At 68.3% G+C, this 23309-nt stretch carries 20 protein-coding genes; 5 read left to right on the top strand and 15 right to left on the bottom strand.

The window, feature by feature from the left end; all coding sequences use genetic code 11:
• Window positions 1-16: 16 nt before the first annotated feature.
• From E3U26_RS01010 to E3U26_RS00995, 4 genes are all read right to left on the bottom strand, one after another.
• Window positions 17-889, bottom strand: a complete 873-nt coding sequence (locus E3U26_RS01010; protein WP_036756686.1) for a F0F1 ATP synthase subunit gamma — start codon at window positions 887-889, stop codon at window positions 17-19.
• A gap of 12 nt (window positions 890-901) precedes the next feature.
• Window positions 902-2437, bottom strand: coding sequence for a F0F1 ATP synthase subunit alpha (gene atpA, locus E3U26_RS01005; RefSeq protein WP_036756687.1), 1536 nt, complete (start codon window positions 2435-2437; stop codon window positions 902-904).
• Window positions 2437-3003 (bottom strand): F0F1 ATP synthase subunit delta, encoded by a 567-nt coding sequence (locus E3U26_RS01000; RefSeq protein WP_036756688.1) that lies wholly within the window; start codon window positions 3001-3003, stop codon window positions 2437-2439. The genes atpA and E3U26_RS01000 overlap by 1 nt, the downstream gene beginning before the upstream one ends.
• 310 nt (window positions 3004-3313) lie before the next feature.
• Window positions 3314-4096, bottom strand: a complete 783-nt coding sequence (locus tag E3U26_RS00995; protein WP_036756690.1) for a methyltransferase domain-containing protein — start codon at window positions 4094-4096, stop codon at window positions 3314-3316.
• Window positions 4097-4147: 51 nt separating this feature from the next.
• Between E3U26_RS00995 and gloB the strand changes: the two genes are divergently transcribed.
• Together gloB and clpA are read left to right on the top strand one after the other, a co-directional pair.
• Entirely contained in the window at window positions 4148-4894 is a 747-nt protein-coding gene (gene gloB, locus E3U26_RS00990; RefSeq protein WP_499105171.1) for a hydroxyacylglutathione hydrolase, read from the top strand.
• Between the two features lie 262 nt (window positions 4895-5156).
• Window positions 5157-7478 (top strand): ATP-dependent Clp protease ATP-binding subunit, encoded by a 2322-nt coding sequence (clpA, locus tag E3U26_RS00985; protein ID WP_499105169.1) that lies wholly within the window; start codon window positions 5157-5159, stop codon window positions 7476-7478.
• Between the two features lie 203 nt (window positions 7479-7681).
• Here clpA and mfd read toward each other — a convergent pair whose 3' ends face one another.
• The gene (gene mfd, locus E3U26_RS00980) at window positions 7682-11146 is read right to left on the bottom strand and encodes a transcription-repair coupling factor (protein WP_499105168.1); all 3465 of its coding nucleotides are present in this window, start codon (window positions 11144-11146) and stop codon (window positions 7682-7684) included.
• A gap of 42 nt (window positions 11147-11188) precedes the next feature.
• Window positions 11189-11755: a hypothetical protein gene (locus E3U26_RS00975; RefSeq protein ID WP_072461940.1), complete on the bottom strand. Its 567-nt coding sequence runs from the start codon at window positions 11753-11755 to the stop codon at window positions 11189-11191.
• A gap of 151 nt (window positions 11756-11906) precedes the next feature.
• On the opposite strand from E3U26_RS00975, the gene hemB reads away from it, so the two are divergent.
• Window positions 11907-12905 (top strand): porphobilinogen synthase, encoded by a 999-nt coding sequence (hemB, locus tag E3U26_RS00970; protein ID WP_036756697.1) that lies wholly within the window; start codon window positions 11907-11909, stop codon window positions 12903-12905.
• Between the two features lie 70 nt (window positions 12906-12975).
• Window positions 12976-13548 carry a lipid-binding SYLF domain-containing protein gene (locus tag E3U26_RS00965; RefSeq protein ID WP_084197151.1) on the top strand — a complete coding sequence of 191 codons (573 nt, stop codon included), beginning with the start codon at window positions 12976-12978 and terminating at the stop codon, window positions 13546-13548.
• A 56-nt stretch (window positions 13549-13604) separates the two neighbouring features.
• Here E3U26_RS00965 and E3U26_RS00960 read toward each other — a convergent pair whose 3' ends face one another.
• A complete protein-coding gene (locus E3U26_RS00960; RefSeq protein WP_036756703.1) occupies window positions 13605-14252 on the bottom strand; it encodes a lytic transglycosylase domain-containing protein in 648 nt (215 codons plus the stop codon).
• A gap of 207 nt (window positions 14253-14459) precedes the next feature.
• On the opposite strand from E3U26_RS00960, the gene ssb reads away from it, so the two are divergent.
• On the top strand, window positions 14460-14981 hold the full coding sequence (gene ssb, locus E3U26_RS00955) for a single-stranded DNA-binding protein (RefSeq protein ID WP_114535720.1): 522 nt from the start codon (window positions 14460-14462) through the stop codon (window positions 14979-14981).
• Between the two features lie 73 nt (window positions 14982-15054).
• Here the strand turns inward: ssb and E3U26_RS00950 are convergent, their stop codons facing one another.
• The 8 genes from E3U26_RS00950 to E3U26_RS00915 form a co-directional block, all read right to left on the bottom strand.
• Complete coding sequence (locus E3U26_RS00950; protein ID WP_072461938.1) at window positions 15055-15825, bottom strand: FadR/GntR family transcriptional regulator; 771 nt, start codon at window positions 15823-15825, stop codon at window positions 15055-15057.
• Window positions 15826-15833: 8 nt separating this feature from the next.
• Complete coding sequence (locus E3U26_RS00945; protein WP_499105166.1) at window positions 15834-17318, bottom strand: M81 family metallopeptidase; 1485 nt, start codon at window positions 17316-17318, stop codon at window positions 15834-15836.
• A complete protein-coding gene (locus E3U26_RS00940) occupies window positions 17315-18574 on the bottom strand; it encodes a Zn-dependent hydrolase (protein ID WP_175562331.1) in 1260 nt (419 codons plus the stop codon). Before E3U26_RS00940 ends, E3U26_RS00945 begins: the two co-directional genes overlap by 4 nt.
• A gap of 11 nt (window positions 18575-18585) precedes the next feature.
• Window positions 18586-19290, bottom strand: a complete 705-nt coding sequence (locus tag E3U26_RS00935) for an ABC transporter ATP-binding protein (protein WP_499105164.1) — start codon at window positions 19288-19290, stop codon at window positions 18586-18588.
• Window positions 19287-20054, bottom strand: coding sequence for an ABC transporter ATP-binding protein (locus E3U26_RS00930; RefSeq protein WP_036756714.1), 768 nt, complete (start codon window positions 20052-20054; stop codon window positions 19287-19289). The genes E3U26_RS00935 and E3U26_RS00930 overlap by 4 nt, the downstream gene beginning before the upstream one ends.
• Before the next feature lies 1 nt (window position 20055).
• The gene (locus E3U26_RS00925; RefSeq protein ID WP_240540241.1) at window positions 20056-21027 is read right to left on the bottom strand and encodes a branched-chain amino acid ABC transporter permease; all 972 of its coding nucleotides are present in this window, start codon (window positions 21025-21027) and stop codon (window positions 20056-20058) included.
• Window positions 21028-21029: 2 nt separating this feature from the next.
• A complete protein-coding gene (locus E3U26_RS00920) occupies window positions 21030-21884 on the bottom strand; it encodes a branched-chain amino acid ABC transporter permease (protein ID WP_036756728.1) in 855 nt (284 codons plus the stop codon).
• A 64-nt stretch (window positions 21885-21948) separates the two neighbouring features.
• Window positions 21949-23160 (bottom strand): ABC transporter substrate-binding protein, encoded by a 1212-nt coding sequence (locus E3U26_RS00915; RefSeq protein WP_116171105.1) that lies wholly within the window; start codon window positions 23158-23160, stop codon window positions 21949-21951.
• Between the last annotated feature and the right edge of the window lie 149 nt (window positions 23161-23309).

Raw genomic sequence — 23309 nt, 5'->3', positions numbered from 1 at the left:
TCTCTACCTCTACGTGTCAGAGCGCCTCTGCGCCCGAGATGATTTCAATCAGTTCCTTGGTGATCGCGGCCTGACGCGAACGGTTGTATTCCGTCGTCAGCCTGTCGATCATGTCGCCGGCGTTGCGCGTGGCGTTGTCCATGGCGGTCATCCGCGCGCCCTGTTCGGACGCGGCATTCTCCAGCAGCGCCGCAAAGACCTGCGTCGCGACCGAGCGCGGCAGAAGGTCGTTCAGGATCGCGCTTTCATCCGGCTCGTAATCGTAGAGCGCCGAGGCCGCGGCCTCGCCCTCCTCGACCACGGCGGGGATGATCTGCCTTGCGGTCGGAACCTGGCTGATCACCGTTTCGAAGCGGTTGTAGAACAGCGTCGCCACGTCGAACTCGCCGGCGTCGAAGCGGTCGAGGATCTCGTCCGCGATCTGGCGCGCGTTCTCGTAGCCGATGCGCTTGACCTCGCTCATGTCGACGTGATGGACGAAGAGGTCGCTGTATTCGCGCTTCAGCTGCTCGCGGCCCTTCTTGCCGACGGTCAGGATCGACACCTGCTTGCCCTGCGCCAGCAACTCTTGCAGGCGCTGGCGGGCGAGCTTGACGATGGACGAGTTGAACCCGCCCGCAAGCCCGCGCTCCGAGGTCATCACCACCAGCAGGTGGCGGCGGTCTTCGCCGGTCCCTGCCAGCAGCCGCGGCGCCATGTCCGAGCCCGCCGCCGCAGCGGTCAGCCCGGCCATCACCGAGGCCATCCGGTCGGCATAGGGACGCGCAGCCTCCGCCGCTTCCTGCGCGCGGCGCAGTTTCGCGGCGGCGACCATCTGCATCGCCTTGGTGATCTTGCGCGTGTTCTTGACGCTGCCGATCCGGTTCTTGAGATCCTTGAGGCTGGGCATCTATCCCTCCTCTCAGGCGTAGGTCTTGGCGTAGCCGTCCAGCGCTGCCTTGATCGCATCCTCAAGCTCGCCCGCCACCTTGCGGTCGTTCCTGGTCATGTCCTCAAGCAGATCGGCCTTCTGGTTGCGCAGATACTGGATCAGCCCCTGCTCCCATTTGGTCACGTCGCGGACCGGGATGCCGTCCAGGTAGCCCTTGGTGCCGGCATAGATGACGATGACGATCTCGGCATTGGTCAGCGGCGAATATTGCGGCTGCTTCATCAGCTCGGTCAGGCGCGCGCCGCGGTTCAGCAGCTTCTGCGTCGCCGCGTCGAGGTCCGAGCCGAACTGCGCGAAGGCCGCCATCTCGCGATACTGCGCCAGCTCCAGCTTGACCGGGCCCGCGACCGACTTCATCGCCTTGGTCTGGGCGGCCGAGCCCACGCGCGACACCGAAAGGCCGGTGTTCACGGCCGGGCGGATGCCCTGGAAGAACAGTTCGGTTTCCAGGAAGATCTGGCCGTCGGTGATCGAGATCACGTTGGTCGGGATATAGGCAGACACGTCGCCCGCCTGGGTCTCGATGATCGGCAGCGCGGTCAGCGAGCCGGCACCGTTGGCCTCGTTCAGCTTGGCCGAACGCTCCAGCAGGCGCGAGTGCAGGTAGAACACGTCGCCCGGATAGGCTTCGCGCCCCGGCGGACGGCGCAGCAGCAGCGACATCTGGCGATAGGCCACGGCCTGCTTGGACAGGTCGTCATAGATGATCAGCGCATCCATGCCGTTGTCGCGGAAATATTCGCCCATGGCGGTCGCCGAATAGGGCGCGAGATACTGCATCGGCGCCGGGTCCGAGGCGGTCGCGGCCACGACGGTGGTGTAGGCCATGGCGCCGGTCTCTTCCAGCTTCTTCACCAGCTGGGCCACGGTCGAGCGCTTCTGGCCGACGGCGACATAGATGCAGTGCAGGGTCTTCATGCCGTCGGCCTCGCGGCCGTTGTAGTTCGCCTGGTTCAGGATGGTGTCCAGCGCGATGGCGGTCTTGCCGGTCTGGCGGTCGCCGATGATCAGCTCGCGCTGGCCGCGGCCGACCGGGATCATGGCGTCCACCGACTTCAGGCCGGTCGCCATCGGCTCGTGCACCGATTTGCGCGGCATGATGCCGGGGGCCTTGACGTCGGCGACGCGGCGCTCGGAGGCGTTCAGCGGGCCCTTGCCGTCGATCGGGTTGCCCAGCGCGTCCACGACGCGGCCCAGCAGTTCCTTGCCGGCGGGGACTTCCACGATGGCGCCGGTGCGCTTGACGGTGTCGCCTTCCTTGATGTCGCGGTCGTCGCCGAAGATCACGACGCCGACGTTGTCGGTTTCAAGGTTCAGCACCATGCCGCGGATGCCGCCGGGGAACTCGACCATCTCGCCGGCCTGAACCTTGTCCAGGCCATAGACGCGGGCGATGCCGTCACCGACGGACAGCACCTGCCCGACCTCGGCCACCTCGGCGTCCTGACCGAAATTCTTGATCTGATCCTTGAGGATGGCCGAGATTTCGGCTGCCTGGATTCCCATTATCCGACCTCTTTCATAGCATTCTGGAGGGAGGCGAGCTTCGAGCGGATCGAGCTGTCGATCATCTGCGAGCCCAGTTTGACGATCATGCCGCCGATGAGGCTTTCATCGACACGCGCGTTCAGTTTCACCTTCTTGCCCGATTTCGCGGCCAGCGTATCCGCAAGGCGGGCCTTCTGTTCGTCCGTCAGCGCCTGGGCGCTGACCACGTCGGCGGTGACTTCGCCCTTCGCATCGGCGATCAGGCTGCGCAGCTTGGCCAGCAGCTGCGGCAGGGCGAACAGCCGGCGGTTGCGGGCCATCAGGCGCAGCGTGTTGGCCAGTTCGGGCGAAAGCCCCATGCGGCCGGCAAGCGCGCCGATCGCAGTTTCCTGCTGCTGGCGGTCGTAGAGGGGCGAGAGGGTCAGATCGCGCAGATCCTGGCTGGCGTCATAGGCCGAGGCCAGATCGTCGATCTGGGCGGACAGGGCGTCGATGCCGCCCGAGTCCCTGACCAGATCGAACAGGGCCTGCGCGTAACGCCCGGCGATATCAGCGGAAATCGAAGCGGAATTGGCCACGGTCATCCTTCCGGTTAGCGCAAGCTCCGCAGGCGGGCCGGCGGGCGGGCCGGTCTGTCGCGGAGCGCGGGTCAAGGGCAGGCCCTGGCACAATACGGCTGGAGCCTTCCCGAAATCTGCGGCGTCTCTAGCAGGTGATTTTCCCTGCCGCAACCGCCTTGAACACGGAAAAATGAGCGTTTGCGGCCCTTGGCCGAGGACAGCCTGCGACCGATTGCGCAAACAGCCCGCCCCTCCGGCCACTCGCGCTTGCGCAGAGCCGCGACGCGGTGCCGGCAGACGCGCGGCGGGCGGGGGGATTCGCCCGCCCGCCCGCTCAGCCCGAGCCCCGCGCCGTGCGCCCGGCGCCCTGCCCCGCCGGCCGCGGCCGGGCGATGCCTCCCAGCACGTCGAGCGGGCTGGGCACGCTGACGCGCCGCCCCGGCCCGACCGGGGCCTGCACCTGCTTGCTGAACTCGGTCAGCACCACGCCCGCGACCAGGACCTGGCTGATGCGCAGCCCGGCGCGTTCCCACATCTGCGCGCTCTTCAGCCAGAACCGCCGGTCCGAGGGCGGGATGTAGAGCGCGGCCCCCGTGCGCTCGGTCACGAAGCCGGCCTCGCGGGCCTGCACCTCCAGCTGCCCCGCGGTATAGCTGCGCCCGAAGCCGAAGGGCGTCGTCTCGGACCGCGCCCACAGCCCGGCGCGGTTCGGCACCATCACCAGCAGCCGCCCGCCCGGACCCAGCACGCGCCAGGCCTCGTCCAGCAGGACGAAGGGATGGTCCGCCGTCTCCAGCGCATGCAGCAGCACCAGCCGGTCCACGCTGCCGGTATCCAGCGGCCAGGCCGTCTCCTCGCACAGGACCGAGCAATTGGGCAGTCCGGCCGGCCAGGCCATCACCCCCTGCGGCCCCGGCATCAGTGAGACGACCCGCCGCGCCCGCCCCAGCCAGGGCCGCAGCAGCGGCGCGGCAAAGCCATAGCCGGCCACGGTCATGCCCTGCACCTGCTCGGTCGGCCACAGCCCGGTCAGTCGGTCGCGCAGCACCCGCTGCACCACCCGGCCCAGGGGGCGGTTGTAATAGAATTTCCGCAGCTCATAGACGTCGTGATGCATTGCGCCTCCCGCCTCGCGAGGCCAGACTGCGGCAAAGAGAGGAATTTGCCAATGCCGCTGGAACTGGTCCCCGTCCGCTGCCTGACTGACAACTATGCCTGGCTCGTGCATGGCAACGGCCGGACCGCGCTGGTCGATGCGCCCGAGGCCGCTCCCATCCTGGCGGAACTGGCGGCGCGCGGCTGGTCGCTGGACCAGATCGCGCTGACCCACCACCATGCCGACCACATCCAGGCGGTGCCCGAACTGGTCGCGCAGACCGGCGCCGTGGTGATCGGCAATGCCGAGGATGCCGCCCGGATGCCGCCGCTGGACCAGGCCGTGCGGCCCGGCGAACGCTTCGCGCTTTGCGGCGAGGAGGCCGAGGTGATCGACGTCTCGGGCCATACCGTCGGCCATGTCGCCTTCCACCTGCCTGGCTCGGCCATGGTCTTTACCGCCGACAGCCTGATGGCGCTTGGCTGCGGCCGGCTGTTCGAGGGCGATGCCGCGATGATGTGGGCCAGCCTCTCGCGCCTGAACGCCCTGCCGGAGGAAACGCTGGTCTGCTCGGGACATGACTATTGCCGCGGCAACGGCGCCTTCGCCCTGTCGGTCGATCCCGGCAATGCCGCGCTGCGCGAAAGGCTGGCCGAAACTGCGGCCGGCGCCCGGCCCTGCGCCCCCTCGACCCTGGCCGAGGAACGGGCGACCAACCCCTTCCTGCGGGTCGCGGAACTGGCGGATTCCCTTGGCCTTGCCGGCGCGCCCGAGGCCACGGTCTTTGCCGAGCTGCGCGCCAGGAAGGATCGGTTCTGAGGTGTTTTCGCAACGCAGCAAGGACAAAGGGCCGGAACCGGCCCCCTGTCCCGCCATGGCGTTCGCCCAAGGCGACATGCTTGAAATTCGGCCAGGGGAACATCACATCTGCCTCAACCACGGGAAATTCGGCAGGGGCGGACGCAAATACCGCTTGAACTGCGCCGCAATCCACCAAATCTTAACTGTATCGTGACAGTCTGGTCAGGTGGACCGCTAAATCTGGCGGCCCATACCGCCAGCCGACTGACAGGAGCTTGAAGTGCCGTCCTTTTCGACCTCGCTGGAACAGGCCATCCATGCCGCGCTTGCGCTGGCCAACGAACATCGCCATGAGCTTGCCACGCTTGAACACCTCCTGCTCGCGCTGACGGAAGAACCCGATGCCATGAAGGTGATGCGGGCATGCAATGTCGATCTGGACGAGTTGCGCCGCATGCTGGTCGAGTTCATCGAGGACGACCTTTCGACCCTCATCACCGATGTCGAGGGTTCCGAGGCCGTCCCCACCGCCGCCTTCCAGCGCGTGATCCAGCGCGCCGCGATCCATGTGCAAAGCTCGGGCCGGACCGAGGTGACGGGGGCGAACGTCCTTGTCGCCATCTTCGCCGAGCGCGAATCCAACGCCGCCTTCTTCCTGCAAGAGCTGGACATGACGCGCTATGACGCGGTGAATTTCATCGCCCATGGCGTCGCCAAGAACCCGTCCTTCTCGGAAAACCGCCCGGTCCAGGGCGCCGAGCAGCAGGCCGAGCAGGCCCAGGCCGAAACCGCCCAGCCCAAGGACGAATCGGCGCTGGCGAAATATTGCGTCGACCTGAACAAGAAGGCCGCCAAGGGCGACGTCGACCCGCTGATCGGCCGCGCCGACGAGGTCGAGCGCTGCATCCAGGTGCTGTGCCGGCGTCGCAAGAACAACCCGCTGCTGGTCGGCGATCCCGGCGTCGGCAAGACCGCCATCGCCGAGGGGCTGGCGCTCAAGATCACCCGCGGCGAGACGCCGGACGTGCTGGCCGGCTCGACCATCTTCTCGCTCGACATGGGGGCGCTGCTGGCCGGCACCCGCTATCGCGGCGATTTCGAGGAACGGCTGAAGGCCGTCGTCAAGGAACTCGAGGACCATCCCGACGCCATCCTCTTCATCGACGAGATCCATACGGTGATCGGCGCCGGCGCCACCTCGGGCGGCGCCATGGACGCCTCGAACCTGCTCAAGCCGGCGCTGGCCGGCGGCAAGCTGCGCTGCATGGGCTCGACCACCTACAAGGAGTTCCGCCAGCATTTCGAAAAGGACCGCGCGCTGTCGCGCCGCTTCCAGAAGATCGACGTGAACGAGCCGACCGTGCCCGACACGATCAAGATCCTGATGGGGCTGAAGCCCAGCTTCGAAAAGCACCACGACCTGCGCTATACCAATGACGCGATCAAGATGGCGGTCGAGCTTTCGGCGCGCTACATCCACGACCGCAAGCTGCCCGACAAGGCCATCGACGTGATCGACGAGGCCGGCGCGGCGCAGCACCTGGTCGCGGAAAGCAAGCGCCGCAAGACCATCGGCCCCAAGGAGATCGAGGCGGTGGTGGCCAAGATCGCCCGCATCCCGCCCAAAAGCGTCTCCAAGGACGATGCGGCGGTGCTGAAGGATCTGGACGCGACGCTCAAGCGGCTGGTCTTCGGTCAGGACGCGGCGATCGAGGCGCTGTCCTCGGCGATCAAGCTGGCGCGGGCGGGCCTGCGCGAACCCGAAAAGCCGATCGGCAACTATCTCTTCGCCGGCCCCACCGGCGTCGGCAAGACCGAGGTGGCCAAGCAGCTCGCCTCGACGCTGGGGGTGGAGCTGCTGCGCTTCGACATGTCGGAATACATGGAAAAGCACGCGGTCAGCCGGCTGATCGGCGCACCTCCGGGCTATGTCGGCTTCGACCAGGGCGGGCTTCTGACCGACGGGGTGGACCAGCATCCGCATTGCGTGCTGCTGCTCGACGAGATCGAAAAGGCGCACCCGGATGTCTACAACATTCTGCTGCAGGTCATGGACCACGGCAAGCTCACCGACCATAACGGCCGGCAGGTGGATTTCCGCAACGTGATCCTGATCATGACCTCGAACGCGGGCGCGGCGGACCAGGCCAAGGCCGCCTTCGGCTTCGGCCGCGAACGCCGCGAGGGCGAGGATACCGCCGCCATCGAGCGCACCTTCACGCCCGAGTTCCGCAACCGGCTGGACGCGGTCATCAGCTTCGCGCCGCTCTCGCGCGAGGTGATCGTGCAGGTGGTCGAGAAATTCGTCCTCCAGCTCGAGGCCCAGCTGATCGACCGCGGCGTCCATATCGAACTGAGCCCCGAGGCCGCCGACTGGCTGGCCGAACGCGGCTATGACGAAAAGATGGGCGCGCGCCCCCTCGGCCGGGTGATCCAGGAATCGATCAAGAAGCCCCTGGCCGAGGAACTGCTGTTCGGCCGCCTGACCAAGGGCGGCGTGGTCCGGGTGCGGATCGAGGACGACAAGCCCGTCTTCGACATCACCGGCCCCGAGACGCCCAGGATCAGCAACTCCAAGCCGCCGCTGCTGACGGCGGACTGATCGCCGATCCCGGAAAGACAAAGGCGGCGCACCCCTCGCGCCGCCTTTCCTCTGCGTCGCAAGTCCTCTGCGTCGCAGGGGCCGCCCGGCTTTTCTTCCGTGTGGAAATATCCCGGGGGTCCGGGGGCAGCGCCCCCGGCGTGGCCGCGCCGTTCGGCCGCACCCTATCCTCCGCCAGGCCCGATCCCGACCGCCCCGGCCTTCTACCCCTTGGCCATGCCTTCCTTGATCTTCGCCGCCAGCTCCTTGGCGATGGCAAAGCTGCCCTTGATGCGCTCGGCGTCGGTCGGCCAGTCGCGCAGGACGACGATGCAGTTATCCGTCACCTTGGCCTGGCCGCGCTGGTCGTGGATGAACTCGACCAGCCCAGCCGGGTTCGGGAACTTGTCGCCATGGAACTGGATGGTCGCGCCCTTGGGCCCGGCATCCAGCCGGGCGATATTCGCCCGCTTGGCCATGGCCTTGATGCGGATGACCAGCAAAAGCGTGTTCACCTCGCGCGGCAAGGGGCCGAAACGGTCGATCAGCTCGGCCGCGAAACCCTCCAGCTCGACCTTGCTGGTCAGCTCGGCCAGGCGGCGATAAAGCCCCAGCCGCACGTCCAGGTCGGGCACATAGCTTTCCGGGATCGTCACCGGCACGCCCAGGTTCAGCTGCGGCGCCCATTCGTCCTCGGGCGTGCCCTCGATCTCGCCGGATTTCAGCTTGGCGATGGTCTCCTCCAGCATCTGCTGGTAAAGCTCGAAGCCGACCTCCTTGATATGGCCCGACTGCTCCTCGCCCAGAAGGTTGCCGGCACCGCGCAGGTCCAGGTCCTGCGAGGCCAGGTTGAAGCCGGCGCCCAGGCTGTCGATGGCGCCCAGGAATTTCAGCCGCCGCATCGCCTGCGGGGTCAAGGGCACCCGCGGCTTGGTGGTCAGGTAGCAATAGGCCCGCGTCTTGGAGCGCCCGACCCGGCCGCGGATCTGGTAAAGCTGCGCCAGGCCGAACATGTCGGCGCGCCAGACCACCATGGTGTTCGCGGTCGGGATATCCAGCCCCGATTCGACGATGCTGGTCGCCAGCAGCACATCGGCGCCGCGGTCGTAGAAGGCATTCATCCGCTGGTCCAGGTCGCCCGCCGCCAGCTGGCCATGGGCGACGATGGTGCTGGCCTCCGGCACATGCTCGCGCAGCCATTCCTCGACCTCGGGCAGGTCGGCCAGCCGCGGCACGACGAAGAAGCTCTGCCCGCCGCGATATTTCTCGCGCAGCAGCGCCTCGCGGATGGTCACGCCGTCGAACTCGGACACATAGGTGCGGATCGCCAGGCGGTCCACCGGCGGCGTGCCGATGATCGACAGATCCCGCACCCCGGTCAGCGACAGCTGCAAGGTGCGCGGGATCGGCGTCGCGGTCAGGGTCAGGACGTGGATGTCGCTGCGCAGCTCCTTCAGCCGCTCCTTGTGCCCGACGCCGAAATGCTGCTCCTCGTCGACGATCAGCAGGCCCAGGGTCTTGAAGCGCACCTGTTTCGCCAGCACGGCATGGGTGCCGACGACGATGTCCACCGTGCCCTCGGCCAGGCCCTTGCGGGTCTCGGCGGCATCCTTGGCGGACACGAAGCGCGACAGCGGCCGGACGTTGATCGCCGTGCCGCGGAAGCGCTCGGCAAAGGTGCGGAAGTGCTGGCGCGCCAGCAGCGTGGTCGGCGCCACCACGGCGACCTGCCGGCCCTGCGAGGCGGCGATGAAGGCCGCGCGCATGGCGACCTCGGTCTTGCCGAAGCCCACGTCGCCCACGACCAGCCGGTCCATGGGCCGGCCGGCGGCCAGATCCTCGGCCACGTCGGCGATGGCGGCGGCCTGGTCCTCGGTCTCGGCATAGGGGAAGCGGGCGGCGAAGCTTTCGATCTCGTGATGCTCGGGCTCCAGCACCGGGGCGGGCCGCAGCAGGCGTTCGGCCGCGACGCGCATCAGCCGGTCGGCGATCAGCTTGATGCGTTCCTTGAGGCGCGCTTTCCGCGCCTGCCAGGCGCCGCCGCCCAGCTTGTCGAGCAGCCCCTCCTCGTGCCCGTAGCGGCTGAGCAACTCGATATTCTCGACCGGCAGGTAAAGCCGGTCGCCGCCGGCATATTCCAGCGCCACGCAATCATGCGGCACGCCAAGCGCCTGGACGGTCTCCAGCCCGGTATAGCGGCCGATGCCGTGTTCGACATGCACGACCAGGTCGCCGGGGCTTAGCGTAGTGGTGTCGCGCAGGAAATTCTCGGCCTTGCGGCGGCGCTTGGCGCCCCGGATCAGCCGGACGCCCAGCACGTCCTGTTCCGAGATCACCGCCAGCGCCCCGGTGGCCGCGCCGTCCGAGGTGAAGCCCTCCTCCAGCGGCCAGACCGCCAGGCCAAGCGCACCGGGCTGGTCGGGCAGCTCGCGCAGGTCGGCGATGGGCTGGGCGCCCTTGATGCCCTCATCGGCGATCAGCCCGGCCAGGCGTTCGCGCGCCCCTTCCGAGAAACTGGCGATGACCACCCGGCGCGAGGCTTGAAGGTTTCGAATATGATCGGCAAGCGCCTTGAAAAGATTTCCCTTCTCGGCCTGGCGCTCGGGGGCGAAATTGCGCCCGACGCGACCGCCGGCATCCAGCACGCCCGGACCCGGCGGCTGCGGCAGAACCGAAAGGCGCAGCACCCGATGCGCGGCCAGCCAGCGCGCCCATTCGGCCTCGTCCGGGAACATGCCGGAGGGCGGCACGGGGCGATAGACCGTGTCGGTGCCGCCCTTGCGGGCCAGCGCCTCGCGCCGCGCCGCGAACTGCTCGGTGATCGTGTGCCAGCGCGCGTCGCGCACCTGCTCCAGATGGTCGTCCGCCACCACCGAGGCGCCGGGCAGATAGTCGAACAGGCTTTCCAGCCGCGCATGGAACCAGGGCAGCCAATGCTCCATGCCCGCCATCTTGCGGCCGGCGCTGATGCCCTCGTAAAGCGGATCGTTGGCGCCGCCGCCATATTCGGCGCGGTAGTTCTGGCGAAAGCGGGTGATGGCGGCTTCGTCCAGGATCACCTCGGACATGGGCGCAAGCTCGACGCGGTCGAGCTTTTCGATGGAACGCTGTGTTTCTGCATCGAATCTGCGCGCGCCGTCCAGGACGTCGCCGAACATGTCCAGCCGGATCGGCCCGGATTCGCCGGGCGGGAAGATGTCGATGATGCCGCCGCGGACGGCGAAATCGCCCGGCTCGGTCACGGTCGGGGCCTGCGAGAATCCCATGCGGGCCAGGAAGGCGCGCAAGGCGCCTTCGTCCATACGGTCGCCCACCGCGGCCGAGAAGCCGGCATCGCGCAGCACCTCGCGCGCGGGCACGCGCTGCATGGCGGCCGAAAGCGTGGTCAGCACCACGAACGGCCCCTTCAGCGCGCCATGGGCCAGCGCCGTCAGCACCGCCATGCGCGCGGCCATCACCGCCCCCGCGGGCGAGACGCGGTCATAGGGCGTGGTGTCCCAGGCCGGAAACTCCAGCACCGCGGCCGAGGGCGCAAAGAAGCCCAGCGCCGCCCGCATCGCGGCCATGCGCCGGTCGTCGCGGGCGATGTGGATGACGGGATTGCCGCGGGCCAGTTCGCGCGCGACCAGCGCGGCGTCCATGCCCTCGGGTGCGCCGGACAGGGTCAGGTGTTCGGGAAGCGGTGCCATGCGCCCCGAGGTAAAGCCGGCATCGGCGAAGTCAAGAGCGGTTCAGAAGCCGAAGGGATGCACGATCATCCAGAGCGCGCCGTAAAAGGCGGTCAGCGCCACCACGAGGACCGACATGGCCAGGATCACCATCCGGTGCCGGCGCATCAGCCGCGCGGCCTCGGCCCCGGCCTCGTTGACCGGCTGGCCCACCTCGGCGCGGGCCAGCACCGCGCGCAGGCGCCGCGCCAGCCGCAGCTCCAGCCCGAAAAGCAGGGCGAAGGGCAGGACCAGCAGCACCAGCGCCTGCGCCATCTCCAGCCCGTAGCCAAAGCCCAGGATGGCCAGCGTGGTCAGCAGGAACGAGCCCAGCCCCAGCAGGATCGCGCCCTCGCGCCGGTCGATGCGCCAGCGCGGCAGGGTCAGCGACAGCCAGTCGAGCAGCACCAGGGCGGCCGGGTCGTCCCTGGGGCCCGGCTCGGCGCCGACGGCCCCGGAAATCACGTCCGAGGGCACGCCCAGGATGCGGCGCCCCGCCATGGTCCAGGCCAGAGTCAGGATCACCCAGAACCAGATCGAGCCGAAGGACCGGCTGTCCAGCAGGGCGAGGATTCCCTCGGGTCGGGGCACGTCTTCTCCTTGCAGCGGTTGCGCAGGGCAAACTAACCGGGCCTGGGGCAAAGGAAAACCTCGATTTTCGCCGCCGGGCGGCAAGGGGTTGCGCGGCGCGGGGCATGGGTGCAGGTTCGGGCCAGATCCTTGCAAGCCACAGGCCCCGCCCATGTCCCCGACCCCGATCACCGCCCCCTTCCCCGCCAGCCGCCTGCGCCGGCTGCGCCGCACGCCCGCGCTGCGCGCGATGGTGACGGAAACGACCCTGACCCCCGCCAACCTAATCTGGCCGATCTTCGTGACCGAGATCGCCGGCGGCGAGGGCGAGATCCCCTCGATGCCGGGCGTCGAGCGGCTGACGCTGGACGGCGCCAAGCGCGCGGCGGAAACCGCGATGCGGCTGGGCATTCCGGCGATCTGCATCTTTCCCCATTCCGACCCGGAGCTGAAGACCGAAAGCTGCGAGCGCGCCTGGGATCCCGACAACATCGGCAACCGCGCCATCCGCGCCATCAAGGAGGTCGCGCCCGAGCTGGCGGTGATGACCGACATCGCGCTGGACCCCTATAACGCCAACGGCCATGACGGGCTGGTGCGCGACGGGGTGATCCTGAACGACGAGACGGTCGAGGCGCTTGGCCGCATGGCGCTGGTCCAGGCCGAGGCGGGGGCGGACATCCTGGGCCCCTCGGACATGATGGACGGGAGGATCGGCGCGCTGCGCGGACTGCTGGAGCAAAACGGCCACAAGGACGTGGCGATCCTGTCCTATGCGGCGAAATTCGCCAGCGGCTTCTATGGCCCGTTCCGCGACGCGGTGGGCGCCTCGGGGCGGCTGGTGGGCGACAAGAAGACCTATCAGGTGAACCCCGCCAACCGCGAAGAGGCGATGCGCTGCGTCGCCCGCGACCTGGCCGAGGGCGCCGACATGGTCATGGTCAAGCCGGGCATGCCCTATCTGGACATCTGCCGCATGGTCCGCGACCAGTTCGCGGCGCCGACCTTTGCCTATCAGGTCAGCGGCGAATATGCGATGATCGAGGGCGCGATCCGCAACGGCTGGCTGTCGCGCGAGGTGGTGGTGGAAAGCCTGCTGGCCTTTCGCCGCGCCGGCTGCGACGGCATCCTGACCTATTACGCGCCGCAGGTGGCCGAAAGGCTGGCGTGAGGGCGCGCGCCCGTCTATCATCGCGGCCTTGACAGGCGGGGCAACCGCCGAACAGGGAACGAGGGCTAGGATGATGTATTCCAACGGGATGAGCCGGCGCCTGCTGCTGCTGGGCGGCGCGGCGCTGGGGCTGGCGGGCTGTTCGAACGCGATCGGGCAGGATGCGCCCTCGCGGCTGGACGCGCGCGTCGATGCGACGCGGGACTTCCTGCTGCGCAGCTATCCCAATGTCGCGCCCATGGTGCAGAACGCCAAGGGCGTGCTCTACATGCCGCTGATGACCGAGGCGGGCTTCGGCGTCGGCGGCGCCTATGGCCAGGGTGCGCTGCGCATCAACGACGTGACGGTGGACTACTATTCGGCGGCGCAGGCCAGCGTCGGCTTCCAGATCGGCGCGCAGCAATATGCCCATGTGCTGATCTTCCAGACCGATGCCGCGCTGGCCGATTTCCGCCGCGCGCCGGGCTGGGTGGCCGAGGCCGGGGCCTATTACGCGCTGCCCGCCGGGGGCGTCTCGATGGGCACCGACACCATCACCGCGCAGCAGCCGGTGGTGGCGATGATCTTCGGCCAGTCAGGTCTGATGGCCGGCGCCTCGATCGCCGGGACGAAATACAGCCGCGTCATCCCCTCGACCTTCTGACCCTCGACCTTCTGAGGGCGCGCGCCAAGGCCGGGCGCCCTGCCCGGCCCAGCCTTTCAGCTGCCGTGGATGATGCGGACGTAGTTGCGCGTCTCGCGATAGGGCGGCACGCCGCCGTATTTCGCCACCGCCGCCGGCCCGGCGTTATAGGCCGCCAGCGCCAGCCGCCAGCTGCCGAAGGTGTTGTACATCATGCGCAGGTAGCGCGCGCCGCCTTCCAGGTTCTGCATCGGGTCGTTGGGATCGACGCCCAGCTTGGCCGCTGTGCCCGGCATCAGCTGCGCCAGCCCCTGCGCCCCCTTGTGCGAGCGGGCCGAGGGGTTCCAGCCCGATTCCTGCTGCACCAGGCGCAGGAACAGATCCTCGGGGATGCCGTGCTTGCGCGCGACGGCGCGGGCATGGGGCAGATACTGGCTGCGCCGGTTGCCGCGATAGGCGGGGATGGCGGTGGGAATGTCCAGCTCCACCACGCTCTTGGTCGAGGTGCCGCCGGGGCGCAGCCGGGCCGATTGCTGGTATTGCGCGGCCAGGCGCGAATCCATCAGCCGGGTCTGGCGCTCGAACTGGGCCAGCCGCGACTTGCCGCTTTTCGCCTGCAGCCGCAGCCCGTCGGCCGTGGCGGGGGCGGCCAGCCCGGCCGAAAGCGCCAGGGCCATCACGGCCCGGCCCAGCTGGCGCATCATCGCCCGATCGCGTGAAAGCATCCTTGGTCCCTCATGCATGGCGTCTTCTTTTTTGCCGGCACTATAGCGCAAAGCGGGCCGCGCGCCGCAAGAGGATTTTGCCGCGGGTCGGGCGGCACCGCCATCGGCGAATTTCCGCCTATGGCAGCCGGTGCCATTCCGCTTGCCCCCCCGCCCCCTCACGCGCTACACCCCCGCGGGAACGAAGCCAACGAAAGGGACCGCAGCATGGCTGGCAGCGTGAACAAGGTGATCCTGGTCGGCAACCTGGGCCAAGACCCGGAGATCCGCAGCTTTCCCAGCGGCGGCAAGGTCGCCAACCTGCGTATCGCGACCTCGGAGACCTGGAAGGACCGCAACACCGGCGAGCGCAAGGAGCGCACGGAATGGCACACGGTCGCCATCTATTCCGAGCCCCTGGTCCGCGTGGCCGAGCAATACCTGAAAAAAGGCTCCAAGGTCTATGTCGAGGGCCAGCTGGAGACCCGCAAATGGCAGGACCAGAGCGGCAACGACCGCTATTCGACCGAAGTGGCGCTGCGCCCCTTCCGCAGCGAGCTGCACATGCTCGACAGCCGCGGCGGCGGCGGTGCGGGCGGCGGCCGCGATGACGGCTATGGCGGTGGCGGTTACGGGGGCGGCGGCTATGGCGGCGGCGGCTCGTCGGGCGGCAGCTCCTCGGGCGGCAGCTCCTCAGGTGGCGGGCAGTCGCAGAACCGTCCCGATTTCGACGACGACATCCCGTTCTGATCCCCGAATCCTGGGCCCGCGAACCTGGCCCCACGAATCCCGGTCCCGGCCCCTCGCGGCCGGGATCTTGCGTTCAGAACCGGCTCAGCAGGTCCGAGCGGAACGAGGCGTCCAGCCGCCGCATGTAGCTTTCGGCGCAGCACATGTGGTCGTGCATGATGCGGGCGGCGGCATCGCCGTCCTCGGCACGAAAGGCGGCCAGCAATTGCCGGTGGCTTTCGATATTCGCCTCGCCGAAGATCTCGTGCTCACGCATGCTTTCGCTGCGATAGCTGACCAGGTCGCGCAGCATGCTGTTCAGAAAGCGGCACATGAATACCAGGATCACGTTGTCCGAGGCCTCGCAGAGGATGTCGTGGAACTCGGTCTCGGCCCGGCGCACCACGGCGCGGTCCTGGGCCGCGTTCGCCTCTTCGCAGATGCGGATGTTTTCCTCGAGCCGGCGGAAATGCGCGGGCGTCAGCTTGCCGATGACGTTGCGCGCCAGGCTGACCTCCAGCGACTGGCGCAATTCGTAGACCTGGGCAAAGTCGATCTTCTGGAAATGCAGGTATTGCCGCAGCTGCTGGGTGACGATGTCGATCGAGGCCGGCTGGATCTCGGGCCCGCCGTTCGGACCCGAGAGCATGCGCACCAGCCCCTCGACCTCCAGCGCCTTCAGCGCCTCGCGGATGGTGCCTTTCGAGCAGCCGTAATGCTCCATCAGCGCGCGCTCATGCGGCAATCGGTCGCCGGGGTGCATGCCGTCGCGGGCGATGCGGCGGCGGATGTCCTCGGCCACCTGGTCCGACAGCTTGATGCGGGTAAGCCTGCGTTCCTTGCCTGCCGGCGCGTCCTGATCCATGCGGTCCTTCAATCCTGCCAGGTTGTCCCCAGGTCCAGCGGATATATGGGCCGGGCGAGTTTTTTGAAAGCAAACAGATCGTAATCCGAGGCGGTTACGCCCGAGCTGGCGCATTCCACCACCGCCTTGGCCAGCGGCTCGAAGACCGGGCGGCAATACATGCGCGATTTCAGGTGCAGGAACCGCGCCTTGCCGGCGTCGAGGCCGAGGCAGGAAAAGCAGCCCAGGTCCAGCGGCTCGTGCGGTTCCTCGCAGATCACGATGCGCGCGGCGCCGGTGTCGAAGGCGGCGGCGCGGCCCATCGACAGCTCCTGCCCGTGATAGATCGGGCCGGCGACGCGATAGCGCCCGTCCGACAGCGCCGTGACCCGGCCCGACAGCCGCAGCGGCGGGCGCGGCGCGGGCAGGCCCTCGGCCGGGGTCTTGTTGCCCAGCCGGATCTCGACCTCGGCTCCCTCGCCTGCGGCGAAAAGCTGCGCCACGGTCTCGGGATCGGCGACGGGACCGACCAGGATGCCCTGCTGCCCGGCGGCCAGCAGTTCCTCCAGCACGTCCATCACGTCGCAGCTGCCGCCCGACATGCAATTGTCGCCATGGTCCAGCAGCAGCACCGGGGCCGAGCCATCGGCCAGCGCGGCGGCGCGGGCGATGGATTGCGCCAGGGGTTCCTCGGCATAGACATATTCGGCGCGCCGGTGCCATGCCTCGCGGCCAAGCTCCTGCGCGACCGCGCGCGCAAGCTCGGGCGTGTCGGCGACGGTGACGATGGACAGGCCGGTCTCGGCCAGGTCGGCGATGGGAAAGCCGCCAAAGACCGTCACCGCCTGCACGCCCGGCCGCGCCTCGGCCTGCCGCGCCAGCGCGATCAGGTCGGTCATGGCGCAGTCGGTCGTCGTGTTCATGCACAGCGTCGCCGCCAGCATCGGCGGGTGGCACAGCGCCATCGCCGGGCGCGGGGCGCCGGAAAGCAGCGGTTCGAACAGGCGCACGACATGTTCGCCGGTCTCGACCATGTCCACATGCGGATAGGTCTTGAAGCCGGCGATCACGTCGCAATGGTCCAGCGTGGCTTGGGTGATATTGCCATGCAGGTCCAGCGCCACGCCGATGGGCACGCCCGGCGCGGCGGCGCGGACGCGGCGCAGCAGTTCGCCCTCGCCGTCGTCATGGCTGCGCGTGACCATGGCGCCGTGCAGGTCCAGCAGGATGCCGTCGCAGCCTTTTTCCACCGCCGCCAGGATCGCCTGCGCCATGGCCTCGAAGGCATCGTCCTCGACGGGCCCCGAGGGCATGGCATGGGCGATCAGCGGCACCTCGACCTCGGCGCCGATGCGGCGGGCGAAGGCGTAAAAGGCGCCGATGGCGGCGGGATAGGTCTCGGCCGCGGCCAGCGCGTCCGCGCCCCATTTCGGGGCAAAGGCGGCCAGCGGGGTCTTGAGCGGCGAGAAGGTGTTGGTCTCGTGGTTCAGCCGGGCCAGGACAAGGCGGGTCATGCGGCGGCCCCCTTGCGGGTCTCGGCCATGCGGCGGTCATAGTCCAGCACCGCCTCCAGCAACACCTGCGCGCCGGCGGCGCATTCCGCGGGTTCGGTCGATTCGGCGGGGTTGTGGCTCAGCCCGTCCTTGCAGGGCACGAAGATCATCGTCGTCGGCGCCTTGGCCGCGGCATGGGCGGCGTCATGGCCGGCGCCCGAGACGATGTCGCGCGTGGAATAGCCCGCCGCCTGCGCCCCCGCCCTGACCGAGGCGATGCATTCGGCGTCGAACACCACCGGCGCGGTGCGCGAGATCTGCTCCAGCCGGCTTTCCAGCCCGACCGCCCCGGCGGCATCCTGCACCAGTGCCTCGACCTCGGCCTGCATCCGGTCCAGCACCGCGTCCGAGGGGTGGCGCAGGTCGATGGTGGCGCGCACCTCGCCGGGGATGACGTTGTGCGAATTGGGGCTGATCTCCAGGAAGCCGATGGTGCCCACCGCGTCCTGATGCGCCTTGGCGATGCGGTCGATGCCCTCGATCACCCGCGCCATGCCCAGAAGCGCGTTGCGGCGCATGCCCATGGGGGTCGAGCCGGTATGCGCCGCCGTGCCGGTCAGGGTCAGTTCGAACCAGCGCATGCCCTGGATGCCCTGCACCACGCCGATCTGGATGCCCTCGGCCTCCAGGATCGGGCCCTGCTCGATATGCAGCTCGAACATGGCGCCGAAGCGGACGGCGCCCGCCTTGGCCTCGCCGCGATAGCCGATGCGGTCCAGGCTGGCGCCGAAGGTGTCGCCGCGGGCGTCCGCCCGCCCGTCGCCGTATTCGCGGCTATAGACCCCGGCCCAGATCCCCGAGCCGAGCATGGCCGGCGAAAAGCGCGAGCCCTCCTCGTTGGTCCAGTTGACCAGCATCAGCGGCGCCTCGGTCTGGTAGCCGGCTGCGTCGAGCGTGCGCAGCACCTCGAGCCCCGCCAGCACCCCCAGCACGCCGTCGAACTTGCCGCCGGTCGGCTGGGTGTCCAGATGGCTGCCCATGGCGATGGCGGGCAGGTCCGCGCGGGCGCCGGGGCGGGTGGCGAACATGTTGCCGGCCTCGTCCACGGTCATGCTCAGCCCCAGCGCGTCGCATTGCGCCCCAAGCCAGTCTCGCACGCGGCGGTCGTCCTCGGACAGCGTCAGCCGGGCAATGCCGCCGTCGGGCGTGGCGCCGATGCGCGCCGTCTCCATCAGGCTGTCCCACAGCCTTTCGGCGTCGATCGTCAGGTTGGACATGGTGGTTTCCTTCATGCCTTCACGCCCAGATAGCGGTCGATGGTATCGGGGTCGCTGCGGAACTGCTCGGCGCTGGCGCAATGCACGATGCGGCCCAGTTCCAGGATGTAATGCCGGTCGGCCAGCTGGCTGCACACGGCCAGGTTCTGCTCGACCAGCAGGATCGGCACGCCGGCCTCGCGGATCAGGCGGATCTGGGCCACGATCTCCTCGACGATGATCGGGGCCAGCCCCTCGACCGGCTCGTCCAGCATCAGCACCTTGGGGCCGTTCAGCAGCGCGCGGGCGATGGACAGCATCTGCTGCTCGCCCCCCGAAAGCTGGCCGCCGCCGTTCTTCCTGCGCTCTTCCAGCCGCGGAAAGATGCGGTAGATGTCGCCAAGCGACCAGGGCGAGCCGCGGCGCATGGCGATGCGCAGGTTCTCCTCGACGCTCAGCAGCTGAAAGATGCCGCGGTCCTCGGGCACCAGCGACAGCCCGGCCGCGGCGATGCGGTGCGCAGGCTGGCCGGTCACGTCGCGGCCCGCCAACTCCACCCGGCCCTGCCGCGGCGCGATCAGCCCCACGGCGGTCTTCAGCGTCGTGCTTTTGCCGGCGCCGTTGCGGCCCAGCAGGGTGACGATCTCGCCCGGCCCGACCTCCAGCGTGACGCCTTGCAGGATGTGGCTCTTGCCGTAATAGCTGTGCAGATCGGTCAGTCGCAGCGCAGCGCTCATGCGATGTCCCCCGTGATCATGTTGCCCAGATAGGCGCGCTGCACCTCGGGGTCGTCGCGGACCTGGGCGGGCGGCCCCTCGACCAGCTTGCGGCCCAGCCGCATCACCGTGACCATGTCCGAGATGTTCATGACGATGCCCATGTTATGCTCGATGAACAGCACGGTATGGTCACGGCCCAGGTCGCGGATCAGCTGCTTCATCGCCTCGATGTCGTCGATGCCCATGCCGGATGTCGGCTCGTCCAGCAGGATGACGCGCGGCCGCGCCGCCATGGCCATGCCGACCTCCAGCCGGCGCTGCTGGCCATGCGACAGCTCGCCCGCCAGCCGGTTCGACACGGGGGCAAGCGCCAGCCGCTCGATCACCTCGTCGGCGATGGCCAGCGCCTCGGCATTGGCTTCCGCCCGCCGCCAGGGCGCCAGCGCCTGCCAGGGCGTGCGGCCCTGGGCGGCCAGGCGCAGGTTCTCGCGCAGGGCCAGGTTCGGGAACAGGCTCGTGACCTGGAACGAGCGCGCGATCCCCAGCCGCACCCGGTCGTCGTCCGAGGTGTCGGTGATGTCGCGCCCGTCCAGCTCGATCCGGCCCGAGGATGCCCGCACCCGCCCGGTCAGCGCGTGGAACAGCGTGGTCTTGCCGGCGCCGTTCGGCCCGATGATCGAATGGACCGAGTTGCGGCGGATCTGCAGGTCGACCTCGGCCAGCGCGTGGAAGTTGCCGTATTTGACGCCCAGGCCGCGGGTCTGCAATGCGATGTCGGTCATCTCAATGCTCCTCGGCCGGGGTTTCGGGCGCGCGCTCGCGGCGGAAGACCAGGTCGTAGCCGCGCTCGACCAGCCCCCAGAGCCCGCGTTGCAGGAACAGCGCCACCGTCACAAGCACCAGGCCCAAGAGCAGCAGCCAGCGCGGCCAGACGGTCGAGAGCGCATCGGCCAAGAGCAGGTAGAACCCCGCCCCCAGCACCGAGCCGAACAGGCTGGAACTGCCGCCGATGATGGTCATGATCAGGATCAGCTCGCTGGTGTGGTATTCGATGTTGGACAAGGGCGCGACGCCGATCAGCATCGCGTGCAGCGCGCCGCCAAAGGCCGTGACCGCGCCCGAGATGGCGAAAGCCTCAAGCTTGAACAGCTTGGTCGGGAAGCCGATGGCGGCCGCCCGCCCCTCGTTCTCGCGGATCGCCAGCAGGGTGCGGCCGAAGGTCGATTGCGTGACCATGACCAGCAATGCAAAGACCGCGACGAAGCAGACGGCGACGAAGGTGTAATAGGACCACGGGCTGTTCAGCGCCGTGCCGCCGACCGAAGGACGCGGCACGCCCAAAAGGCCGTTGTCGCCGCCGGTCACGCCGCTGAACGTATAGGCGACGAAGTAGAACAGCTGCGAGAAGGCCAGCGTCAGCATGACGAAATAGACCCCCTGCCGGCGGATCGACAGCCAGCCGACCAGCGTGGCCGTGGCCGCGCCCAGCACCGCCGCGCCGGCCAGCACCAGGGGCACCGGGACCGACCAGCGCGTCAGGCAGATGCCGGCGACATAGGTGCCGATGCCGAAGAAGATGCCCTGGCCAAAGGACAGCAGGCCGGTGTAGCCCAGAAGCAGGTTGCAAGCCGCGACGACCATGGCGAAGATCAGGATCTCGGTCGCCAGGATGCCGGATTTCAGGAACAGCGGCAGCACCAGCACGGTCAGCAGCGCCAGCGCGAGCTGCGCATAGGGTTTGTCGAGCGGGTTCATGCTCATGCCCTCCCCAACAGGCCGCGGGGCATCAGCGCGATGACCAGCGCCATGCCGACATAGATCATCAGCCGCGCGCCCTCGGGCCAGAGCGTGGTCATGACGCTTTGCACCACGCCGACCAGCAGGCCCGCGACCAGCGCGCCGGTATAGCTGCCCATGCCGCCGATCACGACGACGACGAAGGCGACGGAAAGCGCCTCGATCCCCATGAAGGGCTCGACGCCCCGGATCGGCGCGGCAAGCGCGCCCGCAAGCCCGGCAAGCCCGGCGCCGAAGCCGAAGACGGCGGTGTTGATGCGCAGCGTGTTGTAGCCCAAGAGCGCCATGTTCGCCGGCGATTCGGACCCGCCGCGCACGATGGCGCCCAGCCGCGTGCCTTCGAGCAGCCACCACAGCAGCCCGGCCAGGACGGCGGTGAAGCCGATGGTGAAGAGCCGGTATTGCGGATAGATGAAATCGCCCAGGATCACGACGCCCTGCAACCCGTCCGGCGCGGGAACCGAGCCGCCCAGCGGCCCCCAGGCGATGATGACCAGCTCCTGCACGACCAGGGCCAGGCCGACCGTCACCAGGATGTGGAAGGTATGCGGCAGCTTGTAGATGCGATGCAGCAGCACCGCCTCGATCAGCGCGGCGATGCCGGCCACGATCAGCGTGGCCAGCGGCATGGCGGCCCAGAAGCTGAAGCCGCGCATGGTCAGGTCATAGGTCAGATAGGCGCCCAGCAGGTAGAAGGCGCCATGGGCGAAGTTCACGAACTGCAACAGGCCGAAGATGACGCTGAGGCCGACGGCGAGCAGGAAATACAGCATCCCCAGACCGATGCCGTTCAGAACCTGGAATAGGTAGATCACGGGCTTCTCCTGAAACCGGGCGAAAAGGCCCCGCGCGACAGGGATCGCGCGGGGAGGCGGGGGTTCAGGCGGGCATCTTGCAGCCGGCATCCTCGGGCGACAGGAACGACTTGCCGGCGCTGATGACCTCGGCGTAATCGTCCTTGTCGGCCATGTCGGCCTTGGCCTTGCCCTTGAGCAGGTAATAGTCCTTGATGACCTGGTGGTCGGCGGCGCGGATCTCCTCCTCGCCGGTCAGGCCCTGGTATTTCAACCCGCTCAGCGCCGCGGCGACGCCCGCGCCATCCGGCGAGCCGGCCTTGACCGCGGCTTCCAGCAGCAGTTTCGCGCAGATATAGCTGCCGGCAAAGGAATAGTTCGGGTTGAAGCCGTGCTTTTCCTGCACCTTGGCCACCAGTTCGCGGTTCAGGGCCGTATCGGCGCCATGCCAGTATTGCGCGCCGAAATAGACGCCCTCGCAGATGTCCGGCCCCAGCGCCTCGAACTGCTCGAGCCCCGAGGCCCAGGCAACGACGATGGTCATGCGCTGCTTGAGGCCAAAGCTGACCGCCTGGCGCAGCGTGTCCGAGCTTTGCGCGCCGAAGTTCAGCAGTAGCAACACGTCGGGCTGGGCGGCGATGGCATTGGTCAGGTAGCCGGAAAATTCCTTGTCGGTCAGCGAATGATAGCTGTTGCCGACATGCTCGATGCCCTTTTCCGCGAACACATCCTTGGCGGCGTTCAGCAGCCCGTCGCCAAAGACGTATTGCGGAGTGATCGTATACCATTTCTTGGCATCGGGCAGCGCGTCGATGATCGGGCGCACGGTCTCGTTGATGGCGCCATAGGTCGGCACCGACCAGCGGAAGGTGGCCTTGTTGCAATCGACGCCGGTGATCTCGTCCGCGCCGGCGGTGGTCATGAAGGCGCCGCCGCCGCGCTCGACCTCCTTGCCCATAGCCAGCGATTCCGACGACAGGATGCCGCCGGCGAACAGCTTGACCCCGTCCTGCGCCAGCGCGTCCTGCACCTTGCGCACCGCGGTCGCGGGCTTGCCCTCGGTATCGAGGTCGAGGGTCGAGACCTGCACGCCATGCGCGGCCGCGACCTCTTCGGCGGCCATCACCGCGCCGATGGTGGCGAACTTGCCGTTGGCGGCAAAGGCGCCCGAGATCGGCACCGGCACGCCGATCTTCAGCGCCTCGCCCTGGGCAAGGGCGCGGGTGACAAGCCCCGGCGCGGCAAGCGCGGCCGCGGCCAGCGTGGATGTGGTCAGGAAACGACGACGATTGATCATGGGGAAACCCTGTTGTTGGCGTTGCATTGGTTCTTGGGGAGGCAACTTTCAAAACTATACGTATAGATAGGATTATCTGTCTATAAGCGGCTTCGCCTCGCCCTCCAAATATTTCCCTTTGAAATCATCGATCTGATCGTTTCTGCATC

This window comes from Paracoccus ferrooxidans (assembly GCF_029909815.1).
In the GTDB taxonomy this organism is placed as follows: Bacteria; Pseudomonadota; Alphaproteobacteria; order Rhodobacterales; family Rhodobacteraceae; genus Paracoccus; species Paracoccus versutus.
This window is presented reverse-complemented; position numbering and strand designations above follow the sequence as displayed.